Source organism: Flavobacterium sp. (genome assembly GCF_040402835.1).
Lineage (GTDB): Bacteria > Bacteroidota > Bacteroidia > Flavobacteriales > Flavobacteriaceae > Flavobacterium.
The window spans coordinates 1-17,205 of record NZ_JBBALW010000002.1; the positions used below are offsets into that span (position 1 = coordinate 1).

A 17,205-nucleotide genomic window follows, 5' to 3' on the forward strand; every position below is an offset into this window, starting at 1 on the left:
AGTAATTTCAATAAAATCAGTCACTAACGAGTGCGACTAAAGCGCCTATACCTATTTTTATTTTATGGGTTTTTTTGTAAATCTGAAATCATAATTCTTAAATCAGTTCTTCGCATTAGGGATTGCAGCGTAAAGCCCACAGGCAAGTGTAGCGAAAGCGGAACTTATCTAAGAAATGAAAAACATAAAATCAAAAAAACCAGCCCACAACCGCAGTTTGGCAAATGACGGTTATGGGCTTAATTTAAAGTTGGATTTTGTTTTAAATTAGTATTTAACTGAAAGTCTGGAGCCTTTCATCGATAGGTAAATTGATAAATTCAATGACTTCTACTTTGCCAAAATCTTTGTACAGTGGATTCAGAATAATATTTGATTCCAATCCAACAATTGTAGAAGGCACTCGTAAAGCGAAAATATTTCGGTCTTTTGATAATTTTGTAAAGATCTCTGTGGTTTTTGATGAATAAGGATACTGGTTCCATCTTTCTGGAATTTCCTTTAATTCTTCAATAACAAAATCATCTGGAAATTCAATTTTTGCGACCAATATTTCTTTAGGTAAATATGCGATATTTTCAGAATGGACATAATACTCGAGCAAAGCTAAAGAAATATTTTCTGAACAATAGACAGCTCGTGTACCAACTTCATTCCATCTCCCACCTACTTTTTCAGCTCCTATTCCCGAAAGTGTTGAATCTTTATATTTGATATTGGCAATCCAATAAACAATCATTAGCTGTAAACATTATATTGAATCCTAACAATTTCATTTTCTACCATTTCAAAACCAAAACTACTATCAAGTAATTCAAAAGGTATTTTGTTTCCAAAAGTTCTTGATGGAGTCATTAACCATTCTTTAAAATCTTCTTTAGAATCAAAAACATCATATCCCAATCCAAATAACCGTGCCAATTCGTATATTCTTTCAGACGTTTCCTTACTGTAAACTGTTTTCTTTTGCATACTACTTATAGAGGCTGGTAATATATGTTCAAATTCTTTTTCAGTAGATCCAGTATATTGTATTAATTGCTTCCAATCTGTTTTTTTTACACCTTCTCGAATTCTAACTATTAATTCCATTTTATATCCAGGTGCATCTTTACCATTCAAAACAACCCAAGAAGGTGAAAATTTTGTCAGGTTTGACTCTTTAGAGAGTTTTCTGGATACTCTAACGATTGTGCTTTTAGGTTTTCCTAAATTTTTAGCAGTTGTTTTCATACTCGTAATTGTATTATTACATTTATACGATTGTAAATTTACAATAATATTTTAAAATTTGACTATTTTTTCTGAAAATTCTCTAAACCGTATTAAAAATAAAAAAAAATTACCGCCAACTGCGGTTTCGAGAAACGGCGAGGCACGGGACTTTTCAAAATGGAAAAGGTTTTTAATTTAAGTTTTGTGTATATTTATGAAGACTTGGACTTGGCTCATCGCCACTTCATGAAGGTGCAAAACGTTATCTTGAAAATCTAAAATCATAATTCTAAAATCTGTCCTCCGCATTAGGGAATGAAGCGTAAAGCCCACAGGCAAGTGTAGCGAAAGCGGAACTTGGCGAGGACTTGCAGCGGAATGCCCGACCGCAACTGGAACGAAAGTGGAAGTTGGGGTAATGCCCAAAAGAAAAACCCCCGACAGTTTTAAAAAACTATCGGGGTTTGAAATTATAATCTACAAATCAAATCCCATTTTTACACCCAATCGTGTAGCAATAATTGTAGTAATTCGTTGTTTCAATTCTGGGATTTTGATGCTTTCTATTACTGCATTTGAGAAGGCGTACATCAATAATGCTTTGGCTTCTTTTTTAGGAATTCCACGTTGTTGCATATAAAACATTGCGGTTTCGTCGAGCTGACCAATGGTACAACCGTGAGAACATTTCACATCATCGGCAAAAATCTCCAATTGTGGTTTGGCATTTATTGTTGCTTTGTCACTCAATAAAATATTGTTGCTTTTCTGGAAAGCATTCGTTTTCTGCGCTTCTCTTTCAACGAAAATTTTACCATTAAAAACGCCCGTCGAACGATCTGAAAAGATCCCTTTATAATCTTGGTGGCTTTCGCAATTTGGCGTCGAGTGTTGCACCAAAGTATAATGATCTACATGTTGCTTGTCGCCAATTATCGTAATTCCATTTAAATTACTTACAATTCGTTCCCCAAAATGATAGAAATTCAAGTTGTTTCTCGTCAAATTTCCGCCAAATGAAAAAGTGTTTACAGAAACATTGGTTTCCTTTTGTTGGGAAACGTAGGTGTTATCAATTAGATTGGCTTGAAGGTTGTCATTTTGAATTTTATAATAATCAACAATGGCTCTTTTTTGAGCAAAAATCTCGGTTACAGAATTTGTTAATACTGGATTTTCATTCAAACTTTGATGTCTTTCGATAATTTGAACATGTGAATTTTCACCAACAACAATCAAATTTCGTGGCTGAACCAAAAGTGCTGCTTCACTTCCTGTAGAGAAATACATAATTTCAATTGGCTTGTCAACGACTTTGCTTTTTGGAATATTGATATACGCTCCCTCATTGGCGAAAGCCGTATTTAAGGACGTTAAACTTTCGTCTTTATTGGCAATTTTATCAAAATAATTATCAATAACCATTTTGTATTTTGGCTTGTTTAAAGCTGATGACATCAAGCAAATATCTAGCCCATCGTGTGTTGTGGACGACAAAAATGTATTGAAAAAGCCATCTATAAACACTAGTTTATACGTGTCTATTTCATGCAAAAAATATTTTTTTACATCCGCAAATTCTATTGCATTTTCGTTTTTTGGAAAGACGGAAAAGTCGTATTTCAAAACCGAATTCAGCGATGTATATTTCCAAGATTCCTCTTTTTTAGTTGGGAAACCTTTATTTTCAAAGTTTTTTATAGCCGAAGTACGAACATCGTGCAACTCTGAAGTCACGTCGATTCGTTCTTCAAAAGCCATAAAAGACGACAGTAATTTTTCTTTTAATTCCATATGTGGTTAATGGTTAATGGTTGTTGGTTGTTGGTTCTCAAAAACTGACAACCAACAACCAACAACCGACAACTCTTATGCTTCTTGTTCATTTTTAACCCAATCGTATCCTTTTTCTTCTAACTCTAATGCCAATGAAGCATCGCCAGATTTCACGATTTTTCCATTGTATAAAACGTGAACAAAATCAGGAACGATATAATCTAAAAGTCTTTGGTAATGCGTAATTACGATGATGGCGTTTTTGTCGCTTTTTAATTTATTTACGCCATTGGCAACAATTCGAAGGGCGTCAATATCCAATCCAGAATCGGTTTCATCAAGAATTGCCAATTTCGGTTCTAACATGGCCATTTGGAAAATTTCGTTTCGTTTTTTCTCTCCTCCAGAAAATCCTTCGTTTAAAGAACGGGACAAAAATTTACGGTCAATTTCCAATAACTCTGATTTTTCACGAATTACTTTCAGCATTTCATTAGCTGGCATTTCTTCCAATTTGTTAGCTTTGCGAGTTTCGTTAATTGCGGTTCTTATGAAATTGGTTACTGAAACTCCAGGGATTTCCACTGGATATTGAAACGACAAGAACACGCCTTTGTGGGCTCTTTCTTCTGGTGCTAATTCACTTAAATCCTCACCATCTAAAAGGATTTCTCCTTCGGTTACTTCATAATTTTCGTTTCCGGCTATGATGGATGCAAGTGTGCTTTTTCCGGCGCCGTTTGGCCCCATAATCGCGTGGATTTCTCCTGCTTTCACCTCAAGGTTGATTCCTTTTAAGATTTCTTTATCGCCAATGGAGGCGTGTAAATTTTTTATTGATAACATAATTAATTTGGAAATTTGGAAATTTGGAAATTTAATAATTAAAAACGAATTCTTTCATTTTCAAATTATCTCTTTTTCAAATTATCTCATTATTTTTGTTTTGATGTGATTATTATTTTATTTGTAATTCTTGATATTTTGTTTATTTGTTCTATTAATTCATCTGCATTCGGATAATTATCTGAGAATTTGCATAATTCTAGCCAGTAAATGGTTTCTTCAATTTCCTTAGCAGAGATTTTAAATTTATGCACAAAATCGGCTTTGCTTTCAGCATTTTGAGCTTCCCTAATATTTGCGCCAATTGAAGTTCCAGATTTTAATAATTGATTTGCAATTACAAACTTTTTGCTCTCTTGTAAGCTATCACAATATTTGATAATTTGAAGAGCAAACTTAAAAGTTAAGGTTACAATTATATTCTCTTTGTTCTCCATTTACAAATTTTCAAATTAAATAATTTTCAAATTATCCTACTGATCCTTCCAGTGAAATTTCTAACAATTTCTGTGCTTCCACTGCAAATTCCATTGGCAACTTATTCAGAACTTCTTTGCTAAAACCATTTACAATTAATGCGATGGCTTTTTCGGTAGGAATTCCACGTTGATTGCAATAAAAAACTTGGTCTTCGCCAATTTTACTCGTCGTGGCTTCGTGTTCTATTTTTGCCGATGGATTTTTACTTTCTATATACGGAAAAGTATTAGCGCTACAATTATTTCCCATCAACAGCGAATCGCATTGCGAAAAATTCCTTGCGTTTTCAGCATTTGGGCTAATTCTTACTAAGCCTCTATAGCTATTGTGTGATTTTCCTGCTGAAATTCCTTTGGAAATAATAGTTGATTTGGTATTTTTACCAAGGTGGATCATTTTCGTTCCTGTATCAGCTTGTTGAAAATTAGTGGTTACTGCAATCGAATAAAATTCCCCAACGGAATTGTCTCCTTTTAAAATAACAGAAGGATATTTCCAAGTAATTGCTGATCCTGTTTCAACTTGTGTCCACGAAATTTTTGCGTTTTTCTCACATATTCCTCTTTTAGTTACAAAATTGAATACTCCTCCAACTCCTTCTTTGTTTCCTGGATACCAGTTTTGAACGGTTGAATATTTAATTTCGGCATCTTCCAAGGCAATAAGTTCAACAACAGCAGCGTGCAACTGATTTTCATCCCGACTTGGTGCGGTACAACCTTCTAAATAAGAAACATAACTTCCTTCATCGGCAATCAATAATGTTCTTTCAAATTGCCCCGTTCCAGCTTGATTAATACGGAAATAGGTTGATAATTCCATTGGACAACGAACGCCTTTTGGGATATAACAAAACGAACCATCTGAAAAAACAGCGGAGTTTAATGCGGCATAGTAGTTGTCTTTTTGAGGAATAACGGTTCCTAAATATTTTTTTATTAATTCTGGATATTCACGAATGGCTTCGGAAATACTCATAAAAATGATTCCTTTTTCACTTAATGTTTTCTTGAATGTTGTAGCCACCGAAACGGAATCAACCACAATATCCATAGCCACATTGTTCATCATTTTTTGCTCATCAACAGAGATTCCTAACTTTTTGTACATTTCTAAAAGTTCAGGATCTACATCGTCTAATGTTTTATTTGGATCTACCGCTTTTGGAGCCGAATAATAAGATATAGCTTGAAAATCCGGTTTTGTATAATGAACATTTGCCCATTCAGGTTCCGTCATTTCTTGCCAAGCACGAAAAGCTTCAATGCGCCAATCGGTCATCCATTGCGGCTCTTCCTTTTTACGGGAAATGGCGCGAACAATGTCTTCATTTAATCCAATAGGAAACGTTTCCGATTCTAAATCAGTGTAAAATCCGTATTCGTATTCTTTAGTTTCGAGCTCAACTCGTAAATGGTCTTCTGTATATTTTGACATAATTTTGTCTTAAAGTTTTTAAAGTCTAAAGTTTTAAAGTCATTAGGAGCCTTTCGACTTGATGCCTTTCGACATTCGACTAAAGTGAGAATGATTCCCCGCAACCACAAGTTCTACTTGCATTTGGATTATTAAAAACAAATCCCTTTCCGTTTAAGCCGCCTGAAAATTCTAAAATTGTTCCCGCTAAATACAAAAACGATTTCTTTTCAACGGCAATTTTTACATTATTAACTTCAAAAACTTTATCTGTTTCTCCAATTTGTTTGTCAAATTTTAATTCATAAGACAAACCCGAACAACCTCCGCTTTTTACGCCCACACGAACGAAATCGATGGCTGCATCAAAACCATCGTCTTTCATCATATCGACGATTTTTTTACTTGCTGTATCTGATACTTGTATCATTTTATTATTTTTTATGATAGTAAAAACTGTAATTTTAAATTCAAAATCAATGAACTATTTTGATTTTTTAAAAACTCCGAAAATAGCTTATTTTGATTTTGTCTAAATAAAGGACAAATATATTACAATAAAATGTTTTTGTCCTATTTCTTCAATACTTTTTAACTAATAATTGTATAGAAAAAATTGATTTGACATCTTTATAAAGCCGTTCAGATTTCCTAAATTGCAAAAGATTTCAAATCATTAAATCTAAACCATGAAATTATACCCAATAGAATCTGGAAATTTTAAGCTTGACGGAGGTGCAATGTTTGGCGTTGTACCGAAAACCCTTTGGAACAGAACCAATCCTGCCGATGAAAATAATCTGATAGATATTGCCGCAAGGTGCTTACTTATTGAAGATGGCGCACGACTAATTTTGATTGATACCGGAATGGGGAACAAACAATCGGAGAAATTTTTTAGTTATTATTCGCTTTGGGGAACACATTCTTTAGATAAATCATTGGCAAAATACGGATTTCACAGAGATGATATTACGGATGTTTTTATGACGCATTTGCATTTTGATCATTGTGGCGGAAGTGTTCAGTGGAATTCTGACAAAACAGGGTATGAAATTGCTTTTAAAAATGCAAAATATTGGACAAATGAAAATCATTGGGAATGGGCAACAAAACCAAATCCTCGTGAAAAAGCCTCTTTTTTGCACGAAAATATTATTCCGATTCAAGAAAGCGGCCAATTACATTTTATTCAAAAACCTGATGGCGATTTTCTTGAAAAATCAGAACTTGGATTTGGTATTTTCTTTGCTGACGGGCACACCGAAAAACAGATGATTCCGCACATAAAATACCAAGATAAAACGATTATTTTTTGCGCCGATTTATTGGCAACAGCCGGACACGTTCCCATTCCGTATGTTATGGGTTACGACACACGACCATTATTAACGATGGATGAAAAAGCTAAATTTATGAATGCTGCGGCAGATAATAATTACTATTTATTCCTAGAACACGATGCCCACAATGAAATAATTACTGTCGAAAAAACCGAAAAGGGAGTTCGATTGAAAGAAAAATTTACTTGCAACGACATCTTAAAATAGTGTTAATCACTATTGTATAAATGAATTTCTTAAAGTATTTTTGAACCGAAAATTAAATAAAACTAACAAAATGAATGTAATTAAATTAACCTATTTATCGCTTTTTGCAGCATTAACCGTGTCGCTTTCAACAAATGCGCAAACTGCCGAAAAAGTTGCTGTTGCTAAAAAAGGAAAACTAACTGAAATCCAATTAAAAAGATGGAGTCATCTTGATTTAGACAAAGACAGTATTCCTGGTATGAGTGTTGACAAAGTATATTCTGAATTATTGAAAGGTAAAAAAAGCGTTCCTGTAATTGTGGGAATTGTCGATTCTGGTGTGGATATTGAACACGAAGATTTAAAGTCTGTTATTTGGACTAATAAAAAAGAAATCGCTGGAAACGGTATTGATGATGATAAAAATGGTTATATCGATGACATTCACGGTTGGAATTTTCTTGGAAATGTCACCAAAGAAAATTTAGAATATGAAAGAATAATCAATAATAAAAGTTTAGTTGATGAAGCTACCTATCTAGAAGCAAAACGGCTTAATGATAAAAAAATAGAAGAGGCTAATCAAGCAAAAACTCAAATAGAACGCGCTTTAAGTGGTACAACTAAAGCTGATGAAACATTGATAAAATTACTTGGAAAACCAACTTACACTGCGGAAGATTTAGATGCTATAGATTCAAAAGAACCAGAAGTTCTTCAAAGTAAAAGCATTATGAAACAAATGCTTGCTTATGGTTTGAGCGTTGCCGATTTGAAAAAAGAAATTCAAAAAGAATTAGATACTTATATTAAAGTATTGAGTGGTGACAATTTAAAAACCAATTACAGAAAAGTTTTAGGTGATAATCCAGATGATATTAAAGATGTAAAATACGGTGACAACAATGTTATGGGCCCTGATAAAGAAGAAATTCTTCACGGAACGCACGTTGCAGGAATTGTAGCGCAAGTGAGAAACAACAATATCGGAGGTGACGGAATTGCTAATAATGTTCAAATTCTTACTGTTCGGGCGGTACCAGATGGCGATGAATATGATAAAGATATTGCACTTGGAATTCGTTACGCGGTTGATAATGGTGCGAAAGTCATAAACGGAAGTTTTGGAAAAGCTTTTTCTCCTCACAAACAATGGGTTTACGATGCAATTAAATATGCAGAATCAAAAGATGTTTTAATAGTTCACGCTGCTGGAAATGATGCTGAAGATATTGATACTGAAAATAATTACCCAAACGATTCTGCTGATAAAAAAACAGAATTTGCGGATAATATGATTACTGTTGGCGCCCTGAATTATGAATACGGTACCAATGTAGTTGCCGATTTTTCTAATTATGGAAAATTAAATGTAGATGTATTTGCGCCAGGAGTAAAAATTTATGCTTCAACACCTAATAATACGTATCAATTTTTACAAGGAACTTCAATGGCATCGCCAAATGTAGCAGGAGTTGCGGCGTTAATCCGATCGTATTATCCTACATTATCTGCAAAACAAGTGAAACATATTTTGATGGATTCTGGAACTGCAATTACTACAAAAGTAACTGTTGGTGGAGATGAGAAAGATTCTCGTCAATTTTCAGATTTATCACAATCTGGAAGAATCGTAAATGCTTATAACGCAATGGTAATGGCTGAGAAAATGGCTAAAAAACCAAATTCAAAAAAAGTAAAAGGATAAATTTTAGAAAAATATATTAATAAGCTTGCCAGAATTTTATACATTTCGGCAAGCTTATTTCTATTTTAAAACTATCTGAACAACTTCAATTTTTATACAACTATGAAAAAATTCTATATAATTTCTATTCTTTTATTAAGTTTTGGAAAAGTAATTTCTCAAAATTCAACCTATTGGCAGCAAAAAGTTGATTATAAAATGGATGTTTCCATTGATGTAAAAACGTATTTATATAGAGGAAAACAGGAATTGGTTTATACCAATAATTCATCTGATACGCTGAAAAAAGTTTTTTATCATTTGTATAATAATGCATTTCAACCTGGAAGTGAGATGGATATGCGTTTGCAAAACATCAAAGATCCCGATGGAAGAATGGTCAATAAAATCAAAATTGGCGATAAAGAAGTTAAGGAAAGTAGAATTAAAAACTTGAAACCGAATGAAATTGGCTTTTTGCACATTTCAAATTTCAAACAAAATGGAGTTCCCGCTGCGGCAAAAGAAGTGGAAACTATTCTCGAAGTTACTTTGGCGAAAGCCATTTTGCCTGGTGAAAAAACAACTTTCACTTTAGATTTTGACGGGCAAGTTCCTGTTCAAATTCGTCGTTCGGGACGAAATAATAAAGAAGGCGTGGAACTTTCGATGGCACAATGGTACCCGAAAATTGCCGAATTTGATTTTGAAGGTTGGCACGCAGATCCTTATATTGCAAGGGAATTTCACGGTGTTTGGGGAAATTTTGATGTGAATATTACCATTGATAGAGAATATGTTTTAGGCGGAACTGGTTATTTGCAAAACAAAAACGAAATTGGTCACGGCTATCAAGATACAGGAATAAATGTAGTTTATCCAAAGAAAACAAAAATGCTGAGTTGGCATTTTATTGCGCCAAATGTACACGATTTTACTTGGGCAGCCGACAAAAATTACATTCACGATATAGTTCAAGTTCCTAATGGTGCAACGCTTCATTTCTTGTATAAAAACAATCTAAAAATTATTGAAAATTGGAAAAATGTAGAGTCAAAAACAGTGCAGCTGATGCAATTTTATAATAAAATTGTTGGAAAATATCCATACGAACAATACTCGGTTATTCAAGGTGGCGATGGCGGAATGGAATATGCAATGTGTACCTTAATTCTTGGCGAAGGCACTTATGACGGACTTCTTGGGGTTATTGCACACGAAATGGGACATTCTTGGTTCCAACACATTTTGGCTTCAAATGAAAGTAAACACGGCTGGATGGACGAAGGATTCACCTCATTTATAGAAGATTTAGGAATGAATGAATTGGCAGAAAAAAAGGCAGAAAACCCATTTGAAGGAAGCTACAAAAGCTATATAAATATGGCAAATTCTGGCAAAGAACAACCGCAAGGAACACACGCCGATCGTTTTGATGAAAATCGGGTTTATAGCATTTCGTCTTATAGCAAAGGAGAACTTTTCTTGTCGCAATTGGAATACCTCATCGGAAAAGATAATCTAATGAAAACGCTTCAACGTTATTATTCGGAATTCAAGTTCAAACATCCAACTCCAAATGACATAAAACGAACTGCGGAAAGGGTTTCAGGAGCTGAACTGGATTGGTATTTAACTGATTGGACAGAAACTACCAACACGATTGATTACGGAATTAAACAAGTTTCGGAAATTTCAGATAAAACATCCATTTCATTAGAAAGAATTGGTAGAATGCCGATGCCAATTGACTTGGAAGTAGAATATACAGACGGAACTAAAGAAAATTTTTACATTCCGTTGCGCATGATGAGTTTTGTAAAAGAGAATCCTAATGAAGCTATGAAAAGAACGGTTTTGAACGATTGGACTTGGGGAAATCCAAATTATGAATTTACGATTTCGGCTCCAAAAAACACAATTAAAAAAATTACAATTGACCCAAATGGCTTAATGGCAGATGTGAAAAGGGATAACAATGTGTATGAATTGAAATAAAAAATAACCATAAATGTTTTGCATTTCCTATCTTTGATTTTTAATTCGCAACATGCAACAGCTTTTAAATAAAAAAATATACTTTGCCTCCGACCAACATTTTGGTGCGCCAACTCCTGAATTAAGTTTTCCAAGAGAACAAAAATTTGTGGCTTGGCTTGACGAAATTAAAGTTGATGCGGAAGCGATTTTTTTATTAGGTGATTTATTCGATTTTTGGTTTGAATATAAAACCGTAGTCCCAAAGGGATTTGTTCGGGTTTTAGGGAAATTAGCTGAAATTCGGGATAGTGGAATACCAATTTATTTCTTTGTTGGAAACCATGATTTGTGGATGCATGACTATTTTCAGAAGGAACTTAATATTCCTGTTTATCACGATAATAAAGAATTTACTTTTGGAAATAAAACTTTCTTAATTGGTCATGGCGACGGAAAAGGCCCTGGCGATAATGGGTATAAAAGAATGAAAAAAGTTTTTACAAATCCTTTTTCAAAAGCTATATTTCGTTGGCTACATCCTGATATTGGTGTGAAATTAGCCCAATATTTATCCGTGAAAAACAAACTGATTTCTGGCGATGAGGACGTGAAATTCCTTGGCGAAGAAAACGAATGGTTGGTACTTTATTCCAAAAGAAAACTAGAAACAAAACATTACAATTATTTTATTTTTGGTCACCGTCATTTACCAATGAAAATTTCCGTGGGGGAAAATGCGGAATATGTGAATTTGGGAGATTGGATTGGCTATTTTACGTTTGGGGTTTTTGATGGAGAAAATTTTGAAATTAAGACTTTTCAAGAAACTATAGTGTAGTTTTTGAGTTTTAACAGTGCTTGAAAACAGAAAAAAATTATAAAACTTAACCCCGCATTTTTCCTTTCAATAATAGTTTCAAAATAAAAATTGACACCAAATATAACACAATAGAAAAAGGAACAGCCGTTAACAGCCATCCTCCAAAACCACAAAGCAATTCAAAAGAAAGATGGGAAAGTGTGGTAAAAAAACTATTTTGAAAGGATAAAATAATTTCAGAGGCCGAATGATTTGTTTTAGGAATAGAAAAAATAAACTCCCCAATATTGATAAATGGAACAATCATCACTATTTGAACAGGCCACATAATGAAACTTTGAGCAATCATTATTGGCAGGTTTAGATTTCTTTTTAGTGAAAGTGCTGTTAGTAACAAAGTGGTTAAACCGAGTATCGGAATTATTGAAATTAAACATGAAACAATGATGCTTTGCGTTATTTCAATTGGTGTTAAACCTTGTTTAAATAACGCAATTATTTTTGTTTTTAATGCAATTATATCCATTGTTTAGTGTTTTTAATTGACCTTATTTCTCGTGTTCATCAATGTCTTTTTGCAAGTCTAATTTTCTGAATGTTGGTGATGCAAAACCTGTAAACAACACAATAATCAGTGTCATCGTTCCTCCAAAAACTACAGATGTGACTGTTCCCATTAATTTTGCAGTCAAACCACTTTCAAAAGCACCAAGTTCATTAGAAGATCCTACAAAAATTGAATTCACAGCCGCAACACGTCCTCGCATGTGGTCGGGTGTTTTTAATTGTAAAATCGTTTGACGAATTACAACCGAAATTCCATCTACAACACCGCTTAAAAATAATGCAACTACCGAAAGCCAAAAAATAGTGGATATTCCAAAAACGATAATGCAAATTCCAAAAGCAAAGATCGAAAACAACAGCTTCATTCCTGCATTTTTATTCAACGGTACATACGCCGAAATAAACATGATTAGAAATGCTCCTAAAGCGGGGGCGGCACGTAAAACTCCAAATCCCTCGGGACCAACTTTCAAAATATCTTGAGCATAAATAGGCAAAAGCGCCACTGCACCACCAAAAAGTACCGCCACCATATCCAAAGATAAAGCGCCTAAAATGGTTTTATTATTGTAAACAAATTTTACGCCTTCCTTTAAACTTTGCATAATTGGTTCCCCAATTTTAGGATTTAGAATTGGTTTTGTACTAATTTGACTTAAAGCTATTAATGCCAATAACGAACATCCCAGAACAGAACACATTGACCAATGAACACCAATTAAAGTAATAGAAAAACCAGCAACTGCAGGCCCTAAAACAGAACTTATTTGCCAAACAGAACTACTCCAAGTGGCGGCATTTGAATATACTTTTTTGGGTACAATTAGCGATAAAAGCGAAAATATTGTTGGCCCTAAAAAAGCACGAACCAATCCGCCAAGAAATACTAAAAAGTAAATGGAATATAAGATAACTTTGGAAGAATAGTTGCTTTTGAAAGGCGGCCAAGTCAATAGAAATAATCCGAAGCTAATTACTAAAAAACCTAAAATACATTTCAACAACAATCCTTTTTTCTCGTTTTGATCTACAATATGACCCGCAAATAAAGCCATCGAAATTGCAGGAACCACTTCCATTAAACCAACAATTCCAAGTGAAAGCGCACTTTTTGTTAAGCTATAAACTTCCCATTCAATAACGATGAATTGCATCGACCAACCAAAAACCATAACAAACCGAAGCAGTAAAAAAACATTAAATTCTTTGTATCGCAAGGCTGCATAAGGATCATTCTTCTTCATATTCTTATAAACGATTATTTAATATCTCTTAATCTTAATTGAATAGTGACTTTTCCATTCCACTCATTTTCATCTAAACAATACACGGCATCAAAGGGTTTTTTATCGGTAACCAAATTGATTTTATTTCCCAAACCAAAACCAATTGCCTCAATTCCTTCTGAATTATTTTGCTTTACAAATAGTTTTAAATGTGCTTCTTCCGAACCCATATTTTTTGGATAACCCGTATCATTTATGTTTTTTGAAATGAAAATTGGCGTCATATTTAAAGGTCCAAAAGGTTCAAATTGTTTCAAAATCCGAATTAATTTGGGAGTAATTTCTGTAAAATCAAGTTCTGCATCAATGGATATTTCTGGCAATAACATATCAGGATGAATGGTTTCTGACACCACTTTTTCAAATGCTTTTTTGAAATCGGCATAGTTTTCTTCCTTTAATGTCATTCCAGCAGCATACATGTGACCGCCAAATTGTTCCAAATGTTCCGAACACGCTTCCAAGGCATTATAGACATCAAATCCTTTTACAGATCGTGCCGAAGCTGCTAATTTATTACCACTTTTTGTAAAAACCAACGTTGGACGATAATATGTTTCTATCAATCTGGATGCTACAATTCCAATCACACCTTTATGCCAATCTTCTTGGTAAACAACCGTTGTAAATCCAACAACTTCGTCATTTTCGACTATTTGTGAAAGCGCTTCAATGGTGATTTGTTTGTCTAATTCTTTTCGGTCGGAATTGTATTTTTCAATTTCTGAAGCAAATTGTTGTGCTTGCTCAAAATCAAATTCCGATAATAATTCAACTGCGTGATTGCCGTGTTTTATTCTTCCTGCAGCATTAATTCTTGGTGCAATTATAAATACAACATCGGTAATATCAAGCGTTTGCTTTTTTATTTGATGAATCAAAGCCTTAATTCCGGGTCGCGGATCTGAGTTGATAACTTGCAATCCAAAATGTGCTAAAACCCTATTTTCACCCGTCATTGGAACAATATCAGCAGCAATTGCAGTCGCCACCAAATCGAGATAGGGCGTTAAATCTTCAATGGTTTGATTTCTGTTTTCGCCCAATGCTTGAATCAATTTGAAGCCAATTCCGCAACCACATAATTCGTCATACGGATAGGAACAATCGTCTCTTTTTGGGTCTAAAACCGCTACAGCATCTGGCAAAAATTCTCCTGGTCGGTGGTGATCGCAAATGATAAAATCGATGTTTCGCTCTTTGGCATAAGCCACGTGATCAATAGATTTTATACCACAATCTAAAGCAATAATTAATGAAAATTCATTGTCATCGGCAAAGTCAATTCCCTTGAAAGAAATTCCGTAACCCTCATCATAACGATCTGGAATGTATGTGGCAACATCTGAATAATAGGTTTTTAAATAGGATGAAACCAATGAAACTGCAGTTGTTCCATCGACATCATAATCGCCAAACACAAGAATTTTTTCTTGATTTGCAATCGCCAATTCAATTCTTGCAACGGCTTTATCCATATCTTTCATCAGAAATGGACTGTGCAAATGTTCTAATTTTGGTCGGAAAAAATCTCTGGCTTCTTCGAACGTGTCAATGCCGCGTTGCACCAAAAGTGTGGCAACAAATTCTTCAACATTTAAGGCTTGCGCCAATTGGGTAACTTTTTGAGAATCGGGTTGTGGTTTTAAAGTCCAACGCATATAATTTGATTTTGAATGGTTACTAATTTATTGAACTTTACCCGTAATTATTTAGAAGGTTTCCCTCCCAAAATGACCACAATTTCCCCTTTTGGTGGTTTGTTTTCGAAATGAGTTAGCACTTCTCGAACGGTTCCACGAATGTTTTCCTCGTGTAATTTTGACAATTCTCGGGAAACGCAAATTGGTCGGTCTTCACCAAAATAAGTGATAAATTCCGTTAAGGTTTTTACTAATTTATGTGGCGAAACATATAAAATCATCGTTCTTGTTTCTTCGGCTAACGCTAAATATCGGGTTTGTTTTCCTTTCTTGTCAGGCAAAAATCCTTCAAATACAAATTTGTCATTTGGCAATCCGCTATTTACTAATGCAGGAACAAATGCTGTTGCGCCGGGCAAACATTCAACCGTAATTCCGTGTTCAACGCAAGCGCGAGTCAATAGAAATCCTGGGTCTGAAATCGCTGGTGTTCCTGCATCGGAAATCAATGCAATGGTTTCGCCGGCTTTCAATCTTGATATTAAATTCTCAATTGTTTTGTGCTCGTTGTGCATGTGATGGCTGTGCATGTGCGTGCCAATTTCAAAATGTTTCAGTAATTTTCCACTCGTTCTGGTGTCTTCTGCCAAAATCAAATCGACTTCTTTGAGAATTCGAATCGCACGAAGGGTCATGTCTTCGAGATTTCCAATGGGCGTGGGAACGATATATAATTTTGACATATTTAAAATAAATTTAATGCAAACCAGATGTGATTTAAAGAATTACCGACAACTTAATTTGAAATGAAAATGAAAATTTAGGCGAATTTCTTCTCTACAATTTCCATAAAACGGGCAACATAATCGTCTTTCCCTTCCCAATTATTATAATCTGGTTTTACCATGTCTTCAATGAAATTTTCTGCTTCATCAAAAGTATCAAACGTACTTAATTGAGAAATTACACGGTTTAAATCTTCGCTGCTTCCGCCAAATAATTGTTTTTCGAAAGCAATTTTATCGTTCAGTCCAAATGAAATTGTTTTGGCAAAACTATCATTGATTAGGTTCGATTTCTTTACTTCAAATTCTTCGACAACATCTTCAATTTCTTCTACTTCTTCAGGTGCTGACATTTCAAAAGCAGGTGAAAAAACTTCTTCTTCTTCAATTTCAGGAATTTCTTCTGTTTCAACTTCCGTTTCTGTAATTGGTTCATTTACTGCTTCTTCTGAAACTTTTGTGCTTTGTACTCGCTCAAAAATTGGATCCGAATTGGAACCTAACATATCTTCAAAAGAGATTTGTTTGACTTCTTTTTTGGATTTTTTCGTTTCAAATTTAACTTCCTTTTCTTTGAATAATTCAAAATGAGGTTCAAAATCTGTTTTATCTTCAAACGCAGCGATGGGTTTTTCGACTTCTTCCGCTATAATTTCTTCGCTTTGAGCAACTTCTTCCTCTAAAATTAGATTCAGGTCTTCCTCAATTTCTTCAGAGACAACTTCAATTTCTAATTCGGCTGATGCCAATAAAACTACTTCTTCAGCAATAATTTGTTCATTATCAAATGCCGCCGCTACTAATTCTTCCATTTTTGAAAGACCAATTGTTGGCTTGACATCCGAAAAATTATCTTCAACAAATTTCAAAACAGACAATTTCTCATACAATTTTTGCGTTTCTAAATGCAATTGAGCGAGTTCTGATTTGTTTTTTAGCTTTAAAATTCGGTGTGCGATACTGATTAAATCAGCTTCCAACTTTTTTTTCATGACTTTAAAATTATTGTTCGTAAGAGTGTTCGTGTTAAAAAAATGTCTTCTTTTATCTTTTATTTAGGCAAAGGAAGAAGCGACCTTTGATAAAAATTTTCTACATTTGAAACGACGTAAAAGTATAAAAAATTCATGTCGGTTTGTTAGCGTTACAAAGTAATAAAAACTATTCATTTT

The 17,205-nt window shown here is 34.1% G+C and carries 16 protein-coding genes; 4 read left to right on the forward strand and 12 right to left on the reverse strand.

The features are described from left to right. Window positions 1-274: 274 nt before the first annotated feature. From AC9UEH_RS00970 to AC9UEH_RS01000, 7 genes are all read right to left on the reverse strand, one after another. Window positions 275-739 (reverse strand): RES family NAD+ phosphorylase, encoded by a 465-nt coding sequence (locus AC9UEH_RS00970; RefSeq protein WP_509527568.1) that lies wholly within the window; start codon window positions 737-739, stop codon window positions 275-277. Beyond that, window positions 739-1,233 carry an Xre family toxin-antitoxin system antitoxin gene (locus tag AC9UEH_RS00975; protein WP_509527571.1) on the reverse strand — a complete coding sequence of 165 codons (495 nt, stop codon included), beginning with the start codon at window positions 1,231-1,233 and terminating at the stop codon, window positions 739-741. The genes AC9UEH_RS00970 and AC9UEH_RS00975 overlap by 1 nt, the downstream gene beginning before the upstream one ends. 459 nt (window positions 1,234-1,692) lie before the next feature. Continuing rightward, window positions 1,693-3,009 carry a Fe-S cluster assembly protein SufD gene (sufD, locus tag AC9UEH_RS00980; RefSeq protein WP_509527573.1) on the reverse strand — a complete coding sequence of 439 codons (1,317 nt, stop codon included), beginning with the start codon at window positions 3,007-3,009 and terminating at the stop codon, window positions 1,693-1,695. A 75-nt stretch (window positions 3,010-3,084) separates the two neighbouring features. Further along, the gene (sufC, locus tag AC9UEH_RS00985) at window positions 3,085-3,837 is read right to left on the reverse strand and encodes a Fe-S cluster assembly ATPase SufC (RefSeq protein ID WP_509527576.1); all 753 of its coding nucleotides are present in this window, start codon (window positions 3,835-3,837) and stop codon (window positions 3,085-3,087) included. Window positions 3,838-3,926: 89 nt separating this feature from the next. Then, window positions 3,927-4,274: a four helix bundle protein gene (locus tag AC9UEH_RS00990; RefSeq protein WP_509527579.1), complete on the reverse strand. Its 348-nt coding sequence runs from the start codon at window positions 4,272-4,274 to the stop codon at window positions 3,927-3,929. 31 nt (window positions 4,275-4,305) lie between these two features. Continuing rightward, a complete protein-coding gene (sufB, locus tag AC9UEH_RS00995; RefSeq protein ID WP_509527582.1) occupies window positions 4,306-5,754 on the reverse strand; it encodes a Fe-S cluster assembly protein SufB in 1,449 nt (482 codons plus the stop codon). Between the two features lie 79 nt (window positions 5,755-5,833). Beyond that, window positions 5,834-6,163 carry a HesB/IscA family protein gene (locus AC9UEH_RS01000; protein WP_509527584.1) on the reverse strand — a complete coding sequence of 110 codons (330 nt, stop codon included), beginning with the start codon at window positions 6,161-6,163 and terminating at the stop codon, window positions 5,834-5,836. Between the two features lie 259 nt (window positions 6,164-6,422). On the opposite strand from AC9UEH_RS01000, the gene AC9UEH_RS01005 reads away from it, so the two are divergent. The 4 genes from AC9UEH_RS01005 (at window position 6,423) to AC9UEH_RS01020 (ending at window position 11,770) form a co-directional block, all read left to right on the forward strand. Continuing rightward, window positions 6,423-7,283, forward strand: coding sequence for an MBL fold metallo-hydrolase (locus AC9UEH_RS01005; RefSeq protein ID WP_509527586.1), 861 nt, complete (start codon window positions 6,423-6,425; stop codon window positions 7,281-7,283). Window positions 7,284-7,353: 70 nt separating this feature from the next. Beyond that, window positions 7,354-8,973, forward strand: coding sequence for a S8 family peptidase (locus AC9UEH_RS01010; protein ID WP_509527589.1), 1,620 nt, complete (start codon window positions 7,354-7,356; stop codon window positions 8,971-8,973). A gap of 102 nt (window positions 8,974-9,075) precedes the next feature. Next, complete coding sequence (locus AC9UEH_RS01015; protein WP_509527592.1) at window positions 9,076-10,950, forward strand: M1 family metallopeptidase; 1,875 nt, start codon at window positions 9,076-9,078, stop codon at window positions 10,948-10,950. A 52-nt stretch (window positions 10,951-11,002) separates the two neighbouring features. After that, a complete protein-coding gene (locus AC9UEH_RS01020; RefSeq protein WP_509527595.1) occupies window positions 11,003-11,770 on the forward strand; it encodes a UDP-2,3-diacylglucosamine diphosphatase in 768 nt (255 codons plus the stop codon). 46 nt (window positions 11,771-11,816) lie between these two features. On the opposite strand, the gene AC9UEH_RS01025 is transcribed toward AC9UEH_RS01020, so the two are convergent. The 5 genes from AC9UEH_RS01025 to AC9UEH_RS01045 all read right to left on the reverse strand — a co-directional run bounded on the left by AC9UEH_RS01025 (window position 11,817) and on the right by AC9UEH_RS01045 (window position 17,025). Continuing rightward, a complete protein-coding gene (locus tag AC9UEH_RS01025; RefSeq protein WP_509527597.1) occupies window positions 11,817-12,278 on the reverse strand; it encodes a DUF2062 domain-containing protein in 462 nt (153 codons plus the stop codon). 22 nt (window positions 12,279-12,300) lie between these two features. Beyond that, a complete protein-coding gene (locus AC9UEH_RS01030) occupies window positions 12,301-13,563 on the reverse strand; it encodes an MFS transporter (protein ID WP_509527600.1) in 1,263 nt (420 codons plus the stop codon). Window positions 13,564-13,577: 14 nt separating this feature from the next. Continuing rightward, window positions 13,578-15,266 (reverse strand): single-stranded-DNA-specific exonuclease RecJ, encoded by a 1,689-nt coding sequence (gene recJ / locus AC9UEH_RS01035; RefSeq protein WP_509527602.1) that lies wholly within the window; start codon window positions 15,264-15,266, stop codon window positions 13,578-13,580. A 47-nt stretch (window positions 15,267-15,313) separates the two neighbouring features. After that, window positions 15,314-15,991: a 16S rRNA (cytidine(1402)-2'-O)-methyltransferase gene (rsmI, locus tag AC9UEH_RS01040; protein WP_509527605.1), complete on the reverse strand. Its 678-nt coding sequence runs from the start codon at window positions 15,989-15,991 to the stop codon at window positions 15,314-15,316. 77 nt (window positions 15,992-16,068) lie between these two features. Further along, window positions 16,069-17,025 carry a DUF8457 domain-containing protein gene (locus AC9UEH_RS01045; RefSeq protein WP_509527607.1) on the reverse strand — a complete coding sequence of 319 codons (957 nt, stop codon included), beginning with the start codon at window positions 17,023-17,025 and terminating at the stop codon, window positions 16,069-16,071. Window positions 17,026-17,205: the final 180 nt, after the last annotated feature.